At 62.7% G+C, this 17,797-nt stretch carries 21 protein-coding genes and 1 tRNA gene; 13 read left to right on the top strand and 9 right to left on the bottom strand.

Going from position 1 to position 17,797, the window contains the following annotated elements; genetic code table 11:
* Both argH and EPL01_RS01495 read right to left on the bottom strand, forming a co-directional pair.
* On the bottom strand, positions 1-1,083 hold a 1,083-nt coding region (argH, locus tag EPL01_RS01500), incomplete at its 3' end, for an argininosuccinate lyase (RefSeq protein ID WP_246045600.1).
* A 3-nt stretch (positions 1,084-1,086) separates the two neighbouring features.
* The gene (locus EPL01_RS01495; protein ID WP_135823491.1) at positions 1,087-2,349 is read right to left on the bottom strand and encodes an argininosuccinate synthase; all 1,263 of its coding nucleotides are present in this window, start codon (positions 2,347-2,349) and stop codon (positions 1,087-1,089) included.
* Between the two features lie 426 nt (positions 2,350-2,775).
* On the opposite strand from EPL01_RS01495, the gene EPL01_RS01490 reads away from it, so the two are divergent.
* Positions 2,776-3,282: a 2'-5' RNA ligase family protein gene (locus EPL01_RS01490; RefSeq protein ID WP_135823490.1), complete on the top strand. Its 507-nt coding sequence runs from the start codon at positions 2,776-2,778 to the stop codon at positions 3,280-3,282.
* Positions 3,283-3,344: 62 nt separating this feature from the next.
* On the opposite strand, the gene EPL01_RS01485 is transcribed toward EPL01_RS01490, so the two are convergent.
* Complete coding sequence (locus EPL01_RS01485; RefSeq protein ID WP_135823489.1) at positions 3,345-5,534, bottom strand: ATP-dependent DNA helicase; 2,190 nt, start codon at positions 5,532-5,534, stop codon at positions 3,345-3,347.
* A gap of 98 nt (positions 5,535-5,632) precedes the next feature.
* On the opposite strand from EPL01_RS01485, the gene EPL01_RS01480 reads away from it, so the two are divergent.
* From EPL01_RS01480 to EPL01_RS01470, 3 genes are all read left to right on the top strand, one after another.
* The gene (locus EPL01_RS01480) at positions 5,633-5,953 is read left to right on the top strand and encodes a winged helix-turn-helix domain-containing protein (RefSeq protein WP_135823488.1); all 321 of its coding nucleotides are present in this window, start codon (positions 5,633-5,635) and stop codon (positions 5,951-5,953) included.
* A gap of 68 nt (positions 5,954-6,021) precedes the next feature.
* A complete protein-coding gene (locus EPL01_RS01475) occupies positions 6,022-6,342 on the top strand; it encodes a winged-helix domain-containing protein (protein WP_135823487.1) in 321 nt (106 codons plus the stop codon).
* Positions 6,314-6,601 carry a type II toxin-antitoxin system RelE family toxin gene (locus tag EPL01_RS01470; protein ID WP_135823486.1) on the top strand — a complete coding sequence of 96 codons (288 nt, stop codon included), beginning with the start codon at positions 6,314-6,316 and terminating at the stop codon, positions 6,599-6,601. The genes EPL01_RS01475 and EPL01_RS01470 overlap by 29 nt, the downstream gene beginning before the upstream one ends.
* 4 nt (positions 6,602-6,605) lie before the next feature.
* Here EPL01_RS01470 and EPL01_RS01465 read toward each other — a convergent pair whose 3' ends face one another.
* Positions 6,606-7,580: a cation diffusion facilitator family transporter gene (locus EPL01_RS01465; protein ID WP_135823485.1), complete on the bottom strand. Its 975-nt coding sequence runs from the start codon at positions 7,578-7,580 to the stop codon at positions 6,606-6,608.
* 234 nt (positions 7,581-7,814) lie between these two features.
* Here EPL01_RS01465 and EPL01_RS01460 point away from each other — a divergent pair, with 234 nt between their 5' ends.
* The 3 genes from EPL01_RS01460 to EPL01_RS01450 all read left to right on the top strand — a co-directional run bounded on the left by EPL01_RS01460 (position 7,815) and on the right by EPL01_RS01450 (position 9,203).
* Positions 7,815-8,321: a metallophosphoesterase gene (locus EPL01_RS01460; protein WP_135823484.1), complete on the top strand. Its 507-nt coding sequence runs from the start codon at positions 7,815-7,817 to the stop codon at positions 8,319-8,321.
* A 126-nt stretch (positions 8,322-8,447) separates the two neighbouring features.
* Positions 8,448-8,903, top strand: a complete 456-nt coding sequence (locus EPL01_RS01455; RefSeq protein ID WP_135823483.1) for a hypothetical protein — start codon at positions 8,448-8,450, stop codon at positions 8,901-8,903.
* A 96-nt stretch (positions 8,904-8,999) separates the two neighbouring features.
* Entirely contained in the window at positions 9,000-9,203 is a 204-nt protein-coding gene (locus EPL01_RS01450; RefSeq protein WP_135823482.1) for a hypothetical protein, read from the top strand.
* A 281-nt stretch (positions 9,204-9,484) separates the two neighbouring features.
* On the opposite strand, the gene EPL01_RS01445 is transcribed toward EPL01_RS01450, so the two are convergent.
* Entirely contained in the window at positions 9,485-10,135 is a 651-nt protein-coding gene (locus EPL01_RS01445; RefSeq protein ID WP_135823481.1) for an ArsR/SmtB family transcription factor, read from the bottom strand.
* A 95-nt stretch (positions 10,136-10,230) separates the two neighbouring features.
* Between EPL01_RS01445 and EPL01_RS22335 the strand changes: the two genes are divergently transcribed.
* Positions 10,231-10,365: a DUF7859 family protein gene (locus EPL01_RS22335; RefSeq protein WP_281275323.1), complete on the top strand. Its 135-nt coding sequence runs from the start codon at positions 10,231-10,233 to the stop codon at positions 10,363-10,365.
* Positions 10,366-10,496: 131 nt separating this feature from the next.
* Here the strand turns inward: EPL01_RS22335 and EPL01_RS01440 are convergent, their stop codons facing one another.
* A complete protein-coding gene (locus EPL01_RS01440) occupies positions 10,497-11,525 on the bottom strand; it encodes a threonine aldolase family protein (protein ID WP_135823480.1) in 1,029 nt (342 codons plus the stop codon).
* A 169-nt stretch (positions 11,526-11,694) separates the two neighbouring features.
* Between EPL01_RS01440 and EPL01_RS01435 the strand changes: the two genes are divergently transcribed.
* Positions 11,695-12,792: an aminopeptidase gene (locus EPL01_RS01435; protein ID WP_135823479.1), complete on the top strand. Its 1,098-nt coding sequence runs from the start codon at positions 11,695-11,697 to the stop codon at positions 12,790-12,792.
* A 514-nt stretch (positions 12,793-13,306) separates the two neighbouring features.
* Positions 13,307-13,960 carry a hypothetical protein gene (locus tag EPL01_RS01430; RefSeq protein ID WP_135823478.1) on the top strand — a complete coding sequence of 218 codons (654 nt, stop codon included), beginning with the start codon at positions 13,307-13,309 and terminating at the stop codon, positions 13,958-13,960.
* On the opposite strand, the gene EPL01_RS01425 is transcribed toward EPL01_RS01430, so the two are convergent.
* On the bottom strand, positions 13,957-14,769 hold the full coding sequence (locus EPL01_RS01425) for a DNA methyltransferase (protein WP_135823477.1): 813 nt from the start codon (positions 14,767-14,769) through the stop codon (positions 13,957-13,959). The two genes, EPL01_RS01430 and EPL01_RS01425, sit on opposite strands and share 4 nt — an antisense overlap.
* A 110-nt stretch (positions 14,770-14,879) precedes the next feature.
* Between EPL01_RS01425 and EPL01_RS01420 the strand changes: the two genes are divergently transcribed.
* Entirely contained in the window at positions 14,880-15,101 is a 222-nt protein-coding gene (locus tag EPL01_RS01420) for a transcriptional regulator (protein WP_135823476.1), read from the top strand.
* A 179-nt stretch (positions 15,102-15,280) separates the two neighbouring features.
* On the opposite strand, the gene EPL01_RS21350 is transcribed toward EPL01_RS01420, so the two are convergent.
* Positions 15,281-15,435 (bottom strand) — tRNA-Arg (locus EPL01_RS21350).
* A gap of 261 nt (positions 15,436-15,696) precedes the next feature.
* On the opposite strand from EPL01_RS21350, the gene EPL01_RS01415 reads away from it, so the two are divergent.
* Together EPL01_RS01415 and EPL01_RS01410 are read left to right on the top strand one after the other, a co-directional pair.
* The gene (locus tag EPL01_RS01415) at positions 15,697-16,281 is read left to right on the top strand and encodes an AAA family ATPase (protein ID WP_135823475.1); all 585 of its coding nucleotides are present in this window, start codon (positions 15,697-15,699) and stop codon (positions 16,279-16,281) included.
* On the top strand, positions 16,278-16,700 hold the full coding sequence (locus tag EPL01_RS01410; protein WP_135823474.1) for an RNA-binding domain-containing protein: 423 nt from the start codon (positions 16,278-16,280) through the stop codon (positions 16,698-16,700). Before EPL01_RS01415 ends, EPL01_RS01410 begins: the two co-directional genes overlap by 4 nt.
* 24 nt (positions 16,701-16,724) lie before the next feature.
* Here EPL01_RS01410 and EPL01_RS01405 read toward each other — a convergent pair whose 3' ends face one another.
* A complete protein-coding gene (locus EPL01_RS01405) occupies positions 16,725-17,717 on the bottom strand; it encodes an alpha/beta hydrolase (protein ID WP_135823473.1) in 993 nt (330 codons plus the stop codon).
* Positions 17,718-17,797 lie beyond the last annotated feature (80 nt).

Raw genomic sequence — 17,797 nt, 5'->3', positions numbered from 1 at the left:
CCCCCCCCCGCCCCCCCCCCCCCCGCCCGGGGCGGCGGCCCCCGCGCCCCCCGCGCCCCCCGCGACCGCTTCCGAGACGGCGTCGATTGCCTCCCACGCGTGGGGCGTGGCGTTCTGGAGGTCGCGGTTGTACGCGCGGGGCAGCCCCTTCAGAGTCGTAAGCAGACCGTTCAGCCCCGAGGCGGCGTCCCCGGCGGTCGCCCGGACGAGTTCGAGCGTGTCGGGGTTCTTCTTCTGGGGCATGATGGACGACGTGGACGAGTAGTCGTCAGAAAGCTCCACGAGGCCCTTGTTCGAGAAGACCACGAGGTCCTCCGCGAGCCCCGACACCGTGGTCGCCAGATTTGCGAGCGCGGCGACGACTTCCACGAGGAAGTCGCGGGTCGAAACCGCGTCCATCGAGTTCTCGACCAGTCCCTCGAACCCGAGCAACTCGGCGGTGCGTTCGCGGTTCACCTCGAAGGGCGTGCCAGCGAACGCCGCCGACCCGAGCGGCGACTGGTTGACTCTCTCGTAGGCGTCGAACAGGCGCGCGGTGTCCCGGGCAACTGCCTGCTCGTAGGACAGCAGGTAGTGACCGACGGTCGTGGGTTGCGCGGGCTGAAGGTGAGTGTAGCCGGGCATCGCGGTCTCGGCGCGTTCCGACGCGACCTCTGCGAGCGCGCCGCGGAGGCCCAGCGTGGCCTCGATTGCCTCCAGCACGTCTTCGCGCAGGCGGTACCGGATGCAGGTCGCCACCTCGTCGTTGCGCGACCGGGCGGTGTGCATCTTCCCGCCCACGTCGCCGACGCGCTCGATGACCCCGGTCTCGATTGCGGCGTGAACGTCCTCGCCGTCGGGGAGCGCGTCGAACCCGGCGGATTCCACGTCGTCCAGCGCCGAGAGGATTGTCGCGGCCTCGTCTTCAGCCACGATTCCCTCCTCGGCCAGCATCACGACGTGGGCGCGGTCCACCGCGAGGTCGGCCGCGAAGATGCGCTCGTCGTCGTCCATCGAGGAGAGGAACCCGCGGGCGGGGCCGCCGCTGAAGCGGTCCCGGCGAACCACGTCGGAGCTATCGGTGGGGTCGCTCTCCTCGGTCATGAATTACTCCTCACTCTCACCGCTTCCGTCGGTCAGCAGTTCCGCCTTCTTGGCCTCGGCGTCGGCGGCGACTTTGTTGGCCAGACGCGACTGGAAGCCGTGGTACTTCGCCACGCCGGTCGCGTCCGACTGGGCGATGCCGTCCACCGACTCGGTGTTGAACGAGGCCGCCGACTCCGAGTAGACTGCATAGTCGCTCTCGCGGCCGACCGGACGGGCCTGTCCGCCCTCGAACTTGACGGTGACGGTGCCCGTGACCTTCTTCTGGGTCGTGTCCACGAACCCGTCGAGGGCGTCCACGAGGGGCGCGGAGATGAGGCCTTCGTAGGCCTTCTCGGCCCACTGCTGGTCCACTTGCTTCTTGAACGCGCGCTCCTCTTCGGTCAGGACGAGACCTTCGAGGGCCTCGTGGGCGTTGAGGAGGGTCGTCGCGGCGGGATGCTCGTAGTTCTCGCGGACCTTCAGGCCGAGCATGCGGTCTTCCATCATGTCGGTGCGCCCGACTCCGTGGCTCCCCGCGAGGTCGTTGAGGTACTCGATGAGTTGGACCGAGGGCATCTCCTCGCCGTCGATTGCGACCGGCTTGCCCTCCTCGAAGGTGATTTCGATGGTCTCGATTTCCTTCTGGCCGGGCGTCTCGGTCCACTCGTAGATGTCCTCCGGCGGGACGTAGCCGGGGTCTTCGAGGTCGTCGCCCTCGACCGAGCGACTCCAGAGGTTCGTGTCGATGGACCAGTCGCCCTCGTTGCCGCCCTCGACGGGGAGGTCCTTCTCGGCGGCGTACTCCATCTCCCACTCGCGGGTCAGGCCGAGTTCGCGGACCGGCGCGATGACCGCCAAATCGGAGTCGCGCCAGACCGCCTCGAAGCGCAGTTGGTCGTTACCTTTGCCGGTGCAACCGTGAGCGATGCCGGTACAGCCCTCGTCCTCGGCGACTTCGAGGATGGCCTCGGCGATGACGGGGCGCGCGAGCGCCGTGCCGAGGGGGTAGCCCTGATACGTCGCGTTGGCTTTCACGGCGTCGAGGCACTGGTCGGCGAAGGCGTCCTTGGCATCCACGACGTAGTGGTCGAGGCCGAGCGCCTCGGCGGTCTCCTCGGCCTCGTCGAACTCCTCGGCGGGTTGGCCGACGTCCACGGTGACGCCGATTACTTCGTCGTAGTCGTACTCCTCTTCGAGCAGCGGTACGCAGACGGTGGTGTCGAGTCCGCCCGAGAAGGCGAGCGCGACTTTCGATTGGTCTGTGGTATCGGATTGGTCTGTCATGTTGGATGCGGTGTGTTGTCGGATGTCGGATTGGGGATACGGTTCGCGGACGATACTCGTGTCGTCGTCGGCGACAAACTCGTGAAATCAAGGGGATGAGGATAAGATGGGGTCTACGGAGACCCCGGTCGTCGTCGTCGCGCGAGAACGAGTGCGGACTCACGACTGGAGGAGGGCGCGAGCGCTCCCGTGCCGAGAGTCCCTGTCATCGCCAGTAGGTTGAACGGCGAGGGTTTTAAACCCTTTCGGGACGGCAAGGATTGCACTCAATCCGGAAACACGTCTGCGGTGAAAATAAGTCATCTCGGGCGACCACCATCCCCTCGACTCGCGCCGACCGCCACCTTCTCAGCTCACGCCGACCGCCATCCTCTCGGCTCGCGCCGACCGCCACCCTCTTTGCCCGCCCAGTCCGACGGTTCGATAGTGTACAGCCTCAACGTCCCTGTTCCCGGCGAGGTCCAGCGGCTCGCCGAGGACCTCCGGCCCCTCCTGCTCGACTTCGAGACGATTCGGGAGCGCCACACGCTGGTCTGCAAGCGCCTCGGGGACGCCCCTGCGGGCGGCACCCACCGGCTCCGCGAGCAGGTCCGGACGGCGCTGGCCGGTGCGCCCGCCTTCGAGGCCCGCATCTCCGGCATCGACTACTTCGAGCGCCCGCCGCTCGGCGAGGGACCGGTGGTCTATCTCGCGGTCGAGAGTCCGGGCCTCCGGCGGGTCCACGGACGACTCGCCGAGGAGTTCTCGGTCGCCGAAGAGTTCGAGGGCGACGACTACGTCCCTCACGTCACGCTGGCGCGCGGCGGCGACGTCGCCGCCGCGCGCCGACTCGCCGAGCGGGAAATCGACCCCGTCACGTGGACGGTCAATCGGGTGGCGCTCTGGGACGCCAACTACGAGGAGGAGGTCACGACGTTCTCGCTTCCGGCTTAGAAATACGTCTGCTGACTACGAACACAATTCTAATTCTTTACCAACTGTGGCTGTTGGTTAAATCACGGCGTCGGCGGTTCGCCGTCCCACGCGTCGTTGTCGGTGAAGAAGTTCAGCATGGCGAATTTCAGTTTGTCGGCGGCCACGTCGAGCATCTCGCCGCGCTCCTCGACGGGGAAGGTATCGCGGACGCTGTACTTGCCCATCTCCTTCGCGCCCGCCTCGGTGTATCGCTTGTCCACCAGCACGCGGACGCCGAAGTCCTCGGGGGCGCGAATCACCCTGCCGAGTGCTTGGCGGGTCTTGCGAATCGTCGGAATCTCGACGGCGTACTCCCATCCCGAGTCGCGGCCCGACCGGTCTGCGAACGTCCGGTCGTAGGCTTCCTGAACCGCCTCCATCCGGTCGTTGAGGTGCGGATAGGGCACCCCGACCACGACGACGGTGCGGGCGTCGTCGCCGTCGAAACTGACGCCCTCCGCGAGGGTGCCCCAGAGCGAGGTGAACAGCGCGGCGTCGTCGTCGGCGACGAACCGCTGGCGCAACTCCTCGACCGAGGTGCCGGGTTCGTCCATGTAGAGGGTCGTGTCGGACGCGCCGAACTCGCGGTCGAGGCGGTCGTAGTATCGCTCGGCCTCGGCGTAACTCGGGAAGAACAGCAGGGTGTTCCCGGCCGTGAACTCGACCGCGTCTTCGAGGACGCCCGCGATAGCTTCCTGCGTCTCGGGGTTGTCGCGCTCGCTGGAGAAGAGGGCGGGTGTCTCGACCGCGAACGTCCGGCGGTTCTCCTCGGGGAACTGGAGACCGTAGGCCATCTCCACGGGGTCTTCGAGTCCCAGCACGTCCGCACTCACGTCGAAGGGTCGCAGGGTCGCGCTCATCAGAACCGTGGCGTACACCTCCTCGAAGAGTTCTTGGGTCACTTCTCTGGGGATGCAGGTGTAGAGTTCGGCCCGACCGTAGACCTCCTCGGTGGCCTCGTCGCGCCGGACCGAGACCACGGGGTACTGGCCCAGTTCGGCGCTCTCGTCCATGAACGACTGGATGAACGTCGCGGCCTGAAGCGTCTGGCACTCCTGACGAGTGGTGGACTCGCCATTTTTGTACGCCTCCTCGTACTCCTCGTCCAGTTCCTTGCCGAGGTGGACCGCCAGTTGGAGTTCGGTGTCGATTCCCTTGCCGGTGTACTGCTGGAGGAAGTTGAGCGTCAGGTCGTCGCGCTTGTCCTCGTTGGCGATAGACACGTCCTCCCAGTCGCCGCCGACGCGCTCGCGGTCGCCGAACCCGAAGTTCTCCTCGTAGGTCTCTTCGAGCGCCCGGCGAAACGCCGACACGACGTTGTAGGCGGGTTCCGCTCTGGCGTCGTCGGAATCCTGCAACTCGTCCAGCGCCGAGTCGAGGGTGTTCTCGGTCAGGGTCCGCGTGGCGTGTTCGCGGGCCGTGTCCTCGATGTTGTGGGCCTCGTCGAAGATGGCGATGACGTCCTCGGGGTCCCGGTCCAACCACCGGAAGAACTGCTCGCGTATCATCGGGTCCAGCAGGTGGTGGTAGTTGCAGACCACCAAATCGACGCCCTCCATCCCGTCTTTCAGCAGTTCGTAGCCACAGAGCGTCTGCTCCTCGGCGAACTCGTAGATGTCGTCGGGGGTGCGCACGTCGTCGTAGAGCCACGAGTAGAACTCGTCGTTGTCGCCCACGAGGTTGTTGTAGTAGTACTCGCAGGTGTTCTGTTCTTCCAGTCCCTCGACGCGCTCTTGGACCTGCTCTAACTCGTCCATGACCGCGCTCCGGGCCTCCGCGGCGCGCTCGTCGCCCTCTTGGCTGGCTTCGAGGAGTTCTTCCTGTCGCTCCTCCAGTTCTTCCAAGTCGCGCTCGGCGTCCACGACCTCGTAGGTGTTGTCCCGGAGAACCTGACACTCCTCGAACCCCACGTCGATGTGGCACATCGACCCTTTCCCCCGGAAGACGACCGCCCGAATCGGCTCCTCTCTGGTGATGGCCCGCGCCTCGGCCACGAACTGGCGCATCTGCTGGTGGACGTTGGTCGTGATGACCACCGTCTTGTTCTCCTCGCGGGCGTACTCCAGCGCCGGAACCAGCGACGAGAGGGTCTTGCCAGTCCCGCAGGCCCCCTCGAAGAGGACGTCCTGCTCGCGGGTGAAGGAGTTGTAAATCCGGTCCATCGCCTCCTTCTGGTTGTCGTAGGGCTGGTCGTAGGGGAAAAAGCGCATGTACCCGTTCGTCTCTGCCACGGGAGCAGTTTGCTCGGCTTCGGGTTTAAACTCTCGCTTAGATGTGGAAGTGTCGGGTAGACAGAAGGCATTTGGCGGGAGTCGAAATTGACTTTGATATGGTCGTTGATTCCTACGCCGAGGACAGCCCCTTCGCTCACCTCTTCGGCCAACCGGCCCGGACCAAAATCCTCGCCGCGTTCGTCAGCGAACGCGGCCGAGACCTGAACGTGAGCTACGTCGCCGACCTCGCGGGCGTCGCCAGAAGCACGGTCTACGACCACCTCGGCGACTTGCAGGACCTCGGCGTAATCGAACATACCCGCGATGTCGGCGGAAGCCCGATGTATCAATTGAACGAGGACAGCAAGATTGCCGAGGAATTAGTCCGATTGGAGGGCGTGACGCTGAATCGACTGTTCGAGATGGACGAAGAATAGCATCTCACTCATGTTTGCCGGTTTGCACGAGCAAAACGGTTTTACGTCGCTTTTCCGTACTTCGACGCATGAGCCAAGGCCGGGACGACGCCGGGCGATTCACCGAGACCGTCTCCGACCAAGACGTTCTCAAGGTGTTCGACTACTACGACGACCCCGTTCTCACGGCACAGGAGGTCGCCGACGGCCTCAGGCAGTTCGGTAAGCAGATGACGAACGAGGGGGTCCGAAATCGGCTCGGTCGAATGCACGAGGAGGGGTTGGTGGAACGCAAGAAGTTCGGTGCCCGCGCGGCTGGCTGGTGGGCGACGGTCGCCCCAGAACTCGACCCAGACACCGAGGAAGCGGTCGAGTCCCGTCGTGAATCCGACGAATGGGTCGAACTCTGACGGGCCGTCGATGGCGACCGTCTTGCTCCATCCGGACGTTGAGTCGAGACTCCAGTCGCTTCCGAACGACGTGGAGTCGCGCGTTCGGTCGAAACTCGAAGATGCGGGAGACGACCCGGAACGCCATCTGAAACCCTTGAGAGGCCGGGAGGAGTACTCGCTCCGAGTCGGAAAACGTCGCGCGATTATCGACTGGGTTCGGCGAAGCGACGAACTCCGAGTCTTAGAAATCGATACTCGGGATACCGTCTACCGGTGAGGCTTCACTCCGCCGCCTCCCCTTTCCGACTCCGCTGTCGAGACTCGGGTTCGATGTACACCTTGAAGACGCTCTGGTTGGCTTCCATCAGCGCGTCCTCCAACTCGGTGATTTGTTGGTCCATCTCGGCGGTCGGAATGCCCTTCTCGTAGGCGACGTCGGCGGTGACCAGCACGTTCTCCGGGCCGAAGATGACCGTCCGGAAGTCCACGATGTTGACCACGCCGTCCCACTCCTCGATGATTCGGCGGAGTTCTTCCTCCTCGCTCTTCGGGAGGCTCTCGCCGATGAGGAGGCGCTTGTTCTCCCAGGCGAGCGCGACGGCGAAGCCCATCAGCATCAGGCCGATGAGGAGGGCAGACACGGCGTCGTAGAGCGGGTTCCCCGTCACTCTGGAGAGATAGACCCCCACGAGGGCGATTCCGGCCCCGGCCATCGCAATGGTGTCCTCGGTGAACGCGGTGAGCGTCGTGACGTTGCTGGTTTTCTTGAACGCCTCGACGAGCCCGCTCCACTCGTGTTCGCGGATATCCTTTTTCATCCCGGCGTAGGCCTTCTTCAGCGCGTAGCTCTCGAAGGCGATAGCGCCGAGGAGTACCGCGTAATTCACCCAGACGCCGGGGACGGTGTACCCGAGCAGCGTGGCCGACCCCGGGTCGACGGGGTGTGGATGCATGATGGCGTCGTAGCCGTGTCTGGCGCTCTCCCATCCGGCGATGCCGAACAGCAGGACGCTCACCAGAAAGCTGTAGAAGAACTCGGCTTTCCCGTAACCGAACGGGTGGCCGCGGCTGGCGTCCCTGTTGCCGTACCGGATACCGATGAGCAGGAACACCTGATTGCCCGTGTCCGAAACAGAGTGGTACGTCTCCGAGAGCATCGCGGCGCTCCCGGTCAGCAGGAAGCCAGCGAATTTCAGTATCGCAATCGCCCCGTTGGCGATGAGCGCGGCGATGACGACAGATTTGCTTTCGGCCATTTGCCATACCTTCTCGGCCACCGGATAAGTAAGTGGTTGCAGGAGAGGCGGCTTACACCGAACTACGTGGTCGGCTAATTCGGAGTCGATGCGCGACGGCCCTCCTCGGCGAGGCGGTCAGTCGCACGCCCAAGGAATCAAAAATATTGCTTAAGAAATTGTAGGGTCGGCCGAAACGCCGCCCGACTACCCCAGACGGAAACGCTCAGGACGTTGCACTTCCTACGCCGGGACATGATAACCGTCATCTCCGACACTCACAGCCAGTCGGGGCACGAACTGGAGGGCCGCGCGAAGGAGGCCGTCGAGGAGGCCGACGTGGTCGTCCACGCCGGGGACTTCACGACCGAGGCAGTCCTCGACGCCTTTCAGGAGGTCAGCGACCGCCTCTACGCGGTCTCCGGCAACAACGCCACGCCGGAGGTCAGGGACCGACTCCCTCCCGAACGAACCTTCGAGACCGAGGGCATTCGGTTCGTCCTGACCCACGGCGACGACCGGAGCGCGACCGGCCTCTCGCTGTTGGGTCGCCAGCAGGCCGCCGACGTGGTGGTGTTCGGCCACTCACACCGCCACGCCGCGACCGACGCCGACGAGGTGCTGTTGCTCAATCCCGGCAGTCACGCCCGGCCCCGCGGCGGGTTGCCGACCCACGCGGAACTCCGTCCGACCGACTCGGGCCTCGAAGGCGAAATCCGCCACCGCGACGGGTCGGTGGTCGAGCGATTCGAAGTCGAGTGACGAGTCTGGCCGCGCGTAAGAGAAGGGGTAAATTACTCTTGGCTTATCGTCCTTGTTTTACCCTCGAACCAGAAGATATTTGACGTCTGCTCTTTATAGTCAAAATAAACTATAGAGACTACTAGGATGAAGGGTACGACGACTTCGGCGGGTCTTACGAGTGTTCAGACTGCCATTAGCCTGCTCGAAATTCTCGGTATCCTTCTCCCACTCGTCGGTGTACTCATGCAGGTGATGATTCGGGTGTACCTGACCGAAGACCACGACCTTTCGTACCGCCGTCAAATCGGAAGTATCTCGTTCATCATGCTGGCGCTTGTCATTCTCATCCTTTCCGGTGGTGGGTTTCTGACGTTTATGATACAACAACCCGTTACTGCTCCATTGACTCTTCCGCTCATCGGCTTCGGACTCGGATTAGCGTTCGTCGTCCTCGCGGTTTTCTGGGTTGTCGGTGATGTACTCGACATCATTGAACCACCGTCCGAACAGGGATTTCCACCGGGTGCCGACCCCGACTTGGCCGAACAGAGAGATACCTCGAAAGCTGAACCAAAGACAGACTTTCTGGAGGATAAGTAGAAATGACCAGAACCGTATCCACGATAAGAACTATTGAGGTCGGGACTTAAGATGAAACCGAGAATGACGAGCGGGTCGAATCCGAATCGCGGGTTCATGGCCGACGCGCTGTTCTCGGCCAATACGACAGTCTCTACTATCGGCATTTCTCTCGTCGTCTTCGTCCTGTTCATGCTAGTCCGCGGTCTTTTCGGCGGTGTTCCAGTTCTCGGGGCCCTGATTAACGCCGTGTACTATCTTTCGCTACTCGTTCTGGTTGCGTCTCTCGGTTATTTTCTCTACTTCTCTATCGCCGAATGATAACGCTGACCGACGGTTTGTCGTCTCGAACAGCCAACTTGTTACGCGGCGCTGACGAACACTCAAAGCCGTCAAAAAATCGGGGGTCGCCCCGAAGGCGATGTGATGGTTAGGTAACGACGATGGTGGAGGGCCGAAGCGGGGCGGTACACCTCTACGTACAGTTCCCTCTATCAAATAGCTCCCGTAAGCTCAAAAACTCGTTTTAGTTACCGTGTGAAAATCTCGTATCCCGCGAATCTCCCGCCGAGGACCCCTCTCACCCGTATTCCCGATTACGACTACTCGCTCGAGTAGTACCACCACGCGAATCCGAGCGCGAGGGCCAGCGCACCGCCAGCGAAGAACAGCACGCCCGGCGGAATCGTGTTGGCCGCCGCGTCGGCGGTCTGCTGGACCGCGTCGGTGGACTGGACCGACATGCCACCTCCGCCGCCCTCGCTGGTCGTCTCGACGGCGTCGCCGCCCGTTCCGCCGAACAGCGCGCCGATTCCGTCGCCGAACGCCTGCTGGACCGCGGCCGAGAGGAGGCCGAGCGCGCCGAACGCGCCCAAGAGTCGAGAGAGCGCGGTCTTGGGCCCGGTCGTCTTCTCCTCTCGCCCCGCGAAGACGACGAGGGGCTGGTCGGAGGGCGCGTAGACTTTCATCTCTCGGCCCTTCTCGGAGTAGACCGTGTCTACCACCTGAATCACGTCGGCGTCCTCCAACTTGCCGAGGTGGTACTGGGCGTTCTGGAGCGAGGTGTCGATGGTCTCGGCCAGCGCCGAGGGGGTCGCGGGGTCCTCGTGGAGGGCCGCCAGTAGCTCGCGGGCCGTGTCCGAGGAGAGCGCCCCGAGCAGGTCGTCGGCGTCGTCGCTGTCGACGCCGATGACCCGCGGTTCTCCCGACTGCGGGGCGGTCGCGTCGGACGTGGAGGGCAGGAGGTCAGCCATGTGTCGGCGTTGTCACCCCCGTCTCAAGAACTTTGTTCCTATCCGACGGGCCGAACGTCGAAACGAATTTGTTGGGTGAACGGCAATGGCGATACATGGCATCAATCGTCAACGACCCGCTCGTTCTGGGCTTTCTCGTGGTCCTCCTCGGGTTCGTCTTCTTCATGTATCTGTTCGTCCGGCGGACCCTCACGGGATTCAAAGAGGGCATGGAGAACGGTCGCCGGTAATCGCCCATTCTACTGACGGCGCTCATATCGCCCAATAGCTTCGCCCGAGATAAACGCTTTGAGTAAGGTGAAACGTCGATTTTAGCCTTCGAGAGCCGTCTCTGCTGAAGCCTCACCCGACTGCAATCGCCTCAGCGAGCATCGGCGACGACCTCGGCGACCTTCTCGGCGGCGTCTTCCACGTCCTCGCGGGTCACGTTCCAGTGAGTACAGAAGCGAGCGACGTGGGTGTCGAACTGGGTCCCGCGGACGCCGACCGCCTCGCAGGCGTCGAGGAACTCCTCGGCGTCCAGTCCCGCGTCCTCGGTGTTCACGAGGACGATGTTCGTCTCGGGGTCCTGTACCGAGAGGCCCTCGACGCTCGCCAACTGCTCGGCCAGCACGCGGGCGTTCTCGTGGTCGTCTTCGAGTCGCTCGACGTTGTCGAGTGCCAGCAGGCCCGGCCCGGCGATGATTCCGGCCTGTCGCATCCCGCCGCCGAACAGCTTTCGGGTCCGGCGCGCCCGGTCGATGAACTCCTCGCTCCCGGCCAGAATCGACCCGACGGGCGCTCCGAGACCCTTCGAGAGGCAGAACATCACCGAATCGACGTTCTCGGTGACGCGCTCGGGAGATACGTCGTGGGCCACCGCGGCGTTCATCACTCGCGCGCCGTCGAGGTGGACCGGAACCCCGAGGTCGCGGGCGGTCTCCGCGGCGGCGTCGATTTTCGCCGGGTCGATGGCGATACCGCCCTTGCTGTTGTGGGTGTTTTCCAGCGTCAGCAGGCCGGTTCCGGGCCGGTGGAGGTCCTCCTCGACGTAGCCCTCGCGGACCTGCTCTGGCGTCGGCACCCCGCGCTCGCCGCCGTCGAGGGTGCGGACTTGCAGGTCCGACAGCTGGGCGAGACCGCCGAGTTCCCACTTGTAGACGTGGCTCTCGCGCTCGACCATCACTTCCTGCCCGCGGTCGGTGTGGGTCCGGACCGCGATTTGGTTGCCCATCGTGCCCGAGGGGACGTAGAGCGCGTCCTCGAAGCCGACGAGGTCGGCGGCCCTCGCTTCCAGTTCGTTGACGGTCGGGTCCTCGCCGTACACGTCGTCGCCCACGTCGGCGTCGAGGGCGGCCTCTCGCATCGCGTCGTCGGGTTTCGTCACGGTGTCGCTCCGCAGGTCTACCATACGCCCTCATTGCCCGCGGCGGGTCAAATACCCCGCGGTGGCGGCAGTCGGTCCTCGCAGTCGCGGTTCTCGCAGTCGCTCTCGCTATGGTGGCCCTCGGTCGCGCCAGCCTCGCCGAGCGCAAGCCCGGACCGAAAGCGGTTTGCGATGCACGCGACCAGTTTTCCGCATGGACCCCCGAGTCAGAGAGCACGCAGAACTCATCGTTGACCACTCCACCGAGGTCGAGGAGGGCGACAACGTCGTCGTCAGCGCCTCCTCGGCGGCCGAAGACCTCACCCTCGCGCTCTGCGAGGCGGTCGGCGAGCGCGGCGGCTCGCCCTTCCACGTCTCCTTCCGAGCGGACAAGACCCGCGCGGCCTTCCTGAAGGCGGTGGACCCCGAGGACCTCGACATGCCGGACCACGAACTCGCGCTGGCCGAGGCCGCGGACGTCTGGATTCACGTCCGAGCCAACCAGAACATCGCCGACATGAGCGCCGTCTCCGGCGAGACGATGGCGGCCTTCCGGAAGGCCCAGTCCGACGTGCGCGAGGAGATTCTGGACACGACGTGGGTTCTCACCCAGTACCCGTCCGACGCCGACGCGCAGAACGCCGAGATGAGTACCGAGGAGTACGAGGAGTTCGTCTACGACGCCATCAACAAGGACTGGGACGCCCAGCGCGAGTTTCAGGCCCAGATGGTCGAACTCCTCGACGAGGGCGAGCAAGTCCACATCGTCTCGGGCGACACCACCGACCTGACGATGAGCATCGAGGGGATGACCACCATCAACGACCAGGCCAAGAACAACCTCCCCGGCGGCGAGGTCTTCACCGCGCCGGTCGCCGATTCGGTCGAGGGCGAAGTGCTGTTCGACAAGCCGCTCGTCCACGAGGGAAGCGTGGTCGAGGAGGCCTACCTCCGATTCGAGGGCGGCGAAGTGGTCGAACACAGCGCCGAGAAGAACGAGCAAGTCCTGACCGACATCCTGACCACCGACGAGGGCGCGCGCCGCCTCGGCGAACTCGGCATCGGGATGAACCGTGACATCGACCAGTTCACCTACAACACGCTGTTCGACGAGAAGATGGGCGACACCATCCACCTCGCGGTCGGCCGGGCCTACGAGACCTGCCTGCCGGAAGGCGAGGAGGGCAACCAGAGCGCGGTCCACGTGGACATGATTACCAGCATGGACGAGGATTCGTTCATCGAAGTGGACGGTGAAGTGGTTCAGCGCAACGGCGTGTTCAGATTCGAGGACGGATTCGAGGAGCAGTAAGCCGTTCTTCCGGGTAAATTCGATCGCTTTTATATCCCGTCGTTACTCGCCGGTATCGACCCCGAAGTTCTAACGACTTTTGCTTGCGTGCGGCGAGAACCGCGGCACGAGTCGCTACTCGACCGCCGCAGGTTCGCCTTCGGCCCGTCGCGGCCCCTGCGGTCGGCCGTAACATTTCTCTAACTATCTTACAATGCAATTTAAGTGTTTGGGCCATCGATAAATCTCTCGTGACGAAGGTAGCGTGTCCCGACTGTGGTCGCAGTATCGCAATGCACGAACTCGAAACTCGAACGGTCGCCCAGCGTAACGACTTCCAGACCAGTTATCGGTGTCCGTTCTGCCGGTCCGACATCAACAACGTTGGCGACCTCTTCTGAGGCTCCGATTACCCTTTGTGCTCGGAACCTACGAGCGAGTGGCAATACAGTCGATAGTATTTACTCCACCGACTGATACCGTTGTATTCACGATTTAATGGACGTATTTGCCATCCCGATAAGAACCGCGATGTATGCGCGATGCAGACCAAGTTCCAGATTATTGGAACGATTGGAAACTCGACGAAGACGAATTCAATCACATAATCCACAATAACTCGAATGCTCTCTCCGCTATCTTCGGTTACGTCGCTGAAGAGCGAGTACGAGAAATGTATCTCGAAGATTGCGCCGACATCGAGAACATTCGAACCCCAAAAGACCAAGATTCTGCGGATAAAGGTGACTGGGCGTTCCAGTACAATGGCGAACCCATGAAAATCGAGGTCAAGTCACTCCAGACGCACACTATCGAGAAGGTAGATTCACATCAAACGACACTCGATAACGGGTCTAAAGGAATCGAATGGAAAGCCGGATTCCACATCAAAGGGACGAGCGACCAGCGAGTCATCACGCACGAGGGAGACGAATACGAAACTACCTTGATGGACGTCGAGAAGACCGATATAGACATTATGGCGATTAACCTATATCGACTGGAAGACGAGTGGCGATTTGCCTTCGTCAAAATCGAGGACTTGCCTCGTTCCGGCGGGAACTATCCGGAAGGTTTGCGCGAAAAGTTGGCGAAATCGGTTCCGAAACTTACTGTTCCCTTAGAGGACCCGTACACGGACGACCCCTACGAATTAATGGACGAAATACTCGAAGACCGCGAGAATTAATCGTCGGCGTGTAGGATATTCGTTGGCGTCTCGTCCAGTTCGTAGACCATGAAGAACGAGTGATTTTTCCGGGCGTGAACCTGTTTGTTCATCCCCGATACGGCGGGTTTGTTCGACCGAACGACGACGAACAGGTCTTTCGAGTACATGTCGAGCTCTCCCTCGTAGAAGTTCGTAATCTGAATATGGGTGAGTTCTTGCGTGTTGGCGGACACTTCGTCTTGGACTTTGACGATGAGAGTCCCGTCTTCTTTCAGGACTCGTTTTGCTTCTATCCCCGCCTCACAGTAGAGGTCGAGCACCGCTTGGTGATACTTCGAGCCGTTCGTATCTACGACTTCTCCGTTCGAGTAGTGGTCTCTGAAATTAGAGTGCGAACCGTCTCCACCGGCCAGCATGTCTTTGTTACGTCGGAAGAACCCTTCCGCGTAGGGCGGGTCGAGGACGACCACATCGAAACTGTCGTCTTCGTACGGAAGATTCCGGCAGTCGACGGAGTGCCCGCACGGAGACTTCTCAGGGTCTAAGTCCGATGCGTAGACTTCGTAGTTCCCAACGTCCACCTCTTTCCAGAAGACGCCTTTTCCATACGTTACGTCTGCAATTTTCGCTCCATCTTCGACGTGCAAATCGAGTACTTTCGGAAAAACTTCGCTGTTTCGTGCCTGATACGCAGACAAAATTAGTTCGTCTTCCTTCTCGTCTGTGAGGGTAGTTTGAACTGTGCCGCCTTCGAGTCGAAAACTCTCTTCGTCAACGACATCTGATTCCGCTGTCGGTTCAGATTCACCCTCGACAGACTCACTCATTCTACTGGTAACGTCTGGGGCGTATAGTGATAAAAGCGTCCATTAAACCCAGTCTTTAACGGATTGCGTCTCTTGACACTTAAGAACGTGGGCAAGACAACTACCAGTCGATGGCTGACGACAGGGACGAGGAGGGGAAGTTTTCGCGGCAGTATCCTGATGAGGCGTTCCTCTCTGCTGTCAAGTCACTCCCGGTATCTAGCACTCGGAATGTTGCCGGAAAAGTCGGTTGTTCGTACAATCTGGCATACCAGCGTCTCAAGGAATTAGAAGAACGGGGTGAAGTGAGGAGTGAAGAAGTCGGGACGTCCTTTGTCTGGGTCCGGACTTAGCTCCGAGTACATCGGACTTCACTTTCGCGCCGGTTCGCTCCCTTCGGTCGCTGTACGGGCACGATGGGATTTGAACCGGAGCAAGACGGTCCGGGCGTGCGGCCTTCGGCCGTTCCGGGCGTGCGACTTGCAGGGTTCAAAACCCCTTTCGCGCCGGTTCGCTCCCTTCGGTCGCTGTACGGGCACGATGGGATTTGAACCCACGACCGTCGGATGTCTTCCCCAATCGGCGTAGCGAGGCGCGACGCGCCTCGACGATGCGAGCGGTGGAACCGCGAGTGGGCACCGACCGGGATAGAAGTCCGACGCTCTTTCCAGACTGAGCTACGTGCCCTCGTTCTGTCGTATATCGGTGGTTGGCAAAAGAACTTAGGATTTTAGCGCCACCGAGCCCGCCAGACGCTACCCTCGTCTCGGTAGCACTAAAGACAACTATATAATTTCTAAAGACAAAAGATTATTTTCTATACAACTAATCCCCATTCTTCGCCCTCTCTCTACTCGACGCTTCCCGCTCGCCACGAACTGAGTGCCTGCTTCGTTCGCGCTCTCCGGAACACAGCGTTTAAGCGCGACTCACCACTATCGAAACCTAATGAGAGTAATCGGTACCGTGGGCCTGCCGGGGAGCGGCAAGAGCGAGGCCGCGTCCGTCGCCGAGGAGTTGGGCATTCCCGTCGTGACGATGGGCGACGTGATTCGGCAGGAGTGTCGAGACCGGGGTCTCGACCCGGCCGAACACCACGGCGAAATCGCGGGCGCGCTCCGCGAGGAGAACGGCCCGGACGCCATCGCCCAGCGCTCGCTCCCTATCATCGAAACCGAGTTGGAGGACGCCGAGGCGGTCCTCGTGGACGGCATCCGAGCGGGCGTCGAGGTCGAGCGATTCGAGGAGGCCTTCGGCGAGGCGTTCACGCTGGTCAGCATCGAAGCGCCCTTCGAGGTCCGGGCCGAGCGCGTCGAGGCGCGCGGTCGGGACAACACCGACGACGGCGAGGCCCTGCGCGAGCGAGACGAGCGCGAGCGGGGCTTCGGCATGGACGAGGCGATCGCGCGGGCCGACGTGTCGGTCGAGAACACCACCACGCTGGAGGCCTTCCACGAGAAGATTCGCCTCCTCCTGAGCGAGGGAATCGAGGGCCTCGAACGCAAACAGGACGAGCAGGAGCAGAAAATATGATTTACAGCATCGACGTCCAGATTACCGCGCCAGTCAAGGACACCGAAATTGCGGACCGCGTCGCCACGGCCATCGCCAACATCTTCCCCGGCGCGGAACCGGACGAACAGCACGGCGAGGTCGCCGCGGAGGTCCACTCCTTAGATCACTTCTCGGAACTCCTCCACCGCCAGGAGATACTCGACACCGCCCGCGGGGAGTTCTTCGGGAGTCGCCGCGGCGACACCTTCTCGTTCGACCTCAAGAAGCAGGCGGCGTTTCAGGACGTGGTCAACTTCGCGGTCGGCAACCCCGACGAACTCGGCGACATCCACGTTCGGGTCCGCGTCGAGGAGCCGAGCGTCGAGGAGTTCGTGGACCACATCGCCCCGCCGACCGAGGAAGGCAAGCCCGTCACGAGCGACGACGACTTCGAGTAAACTGCTTCGCGGTTCGGCGCGCGACTACAGCTCCCGAAGTTCCTCGCCGATTTCGTCCAGCACCCTGTCGGCCGCGGAAACCGACTCGCTCATGCTCAGGAAGCCGTGGGGTTGGTCCGGGTGGTGGTCGTGGCGAACCGCAATCCCGGCGTCCGCCAACCGCTCGGCGTAGGCCACGCCCTCGTCGCGGAGGGGGTCGAACCCGCAGGTCACGACGGTCGCTGGCGGGAGGTCCGAGAGGTCTCGCGTCCGGAGCGGCGAGGCGTAGGGGTTCGCGCCGTCCAACTCGGTCCGGAGGTAGTGGTCCCAGAACCAGCGCATGTCTCGTTCGGTCAGGAGCGGGCCGTCTCCGTTCTCGGCGTAGGAGTCGGTGTCGAAGGCGTGGTCGGTGATGGGGTAGAACAGGAACTGGTGGGCGATTTCCGGGGCGTCGTCGAGGCCGCCCAAGCGGGCCGTCGCTCGGGAGTCGGCGGCGTTCCGCGCTCGAATCGCCGTCACCGCCGCGAGGTTCCCGCCAGCGCTGGTCCCGCCGACCGCGAGCCGACCCGGGTCGCCGCCGAAGGTCTCGGCGTTGTCCGCGACCCACCGGAGCGCGGCGAAGGCGTCGTCCACCGCGGCGGGGAAGGGGTGTTCGGGCGCGAGTCGGTAGTCCACCGAGACGACCACGCACTCTCCTCGGCGGGCGAGTCGGCGGCAGACGCCGTCGATGGAGTCGAGGGTCCCCAGTACCCATCCGCCGCCGTGGTAGTAGACCAGCACCGGCGCTGGGTCGTCCGCGTCGGCGTCTCCCGGCCCGTGGCGGTAGACGCGAATCGGGAGTTCGCCGTCGGGACCGGGAATCGAGAGGTCCCTGACGAAACCGACTTCCGGCGGGTCGCCGCCGGAGAAGACCTCGTCCTCGATTCGCCGGGCGGACTCGACCGACATGGCCGACCACTCGGGGACGCCCGCCGATTCGATGTCCGCGACGACGTCTGCGGCCTCTGCGTCGAGCTCGGTTCGGAGGGGTTGGGTCATATATCGGGCTACGAACGCGGGGAAGAAAGTAGACGGGGGTCGCTGACCTCGTCGCCTCCCCCGCCGCGAACCTCTTGACG

Source organism: Halorussus ruber (assembly GCF_004765785.1).
In the GTDB taxonomy this organism is placed as follows: Archaea; Halobacteriota; Halobacteria; order Halobacteriales; family Haladaptataceae; genus Halorussus; species Halorussus ruber.
This window is presented reverse-complemented; position numbering and strand designations above follow the sequence as displayed.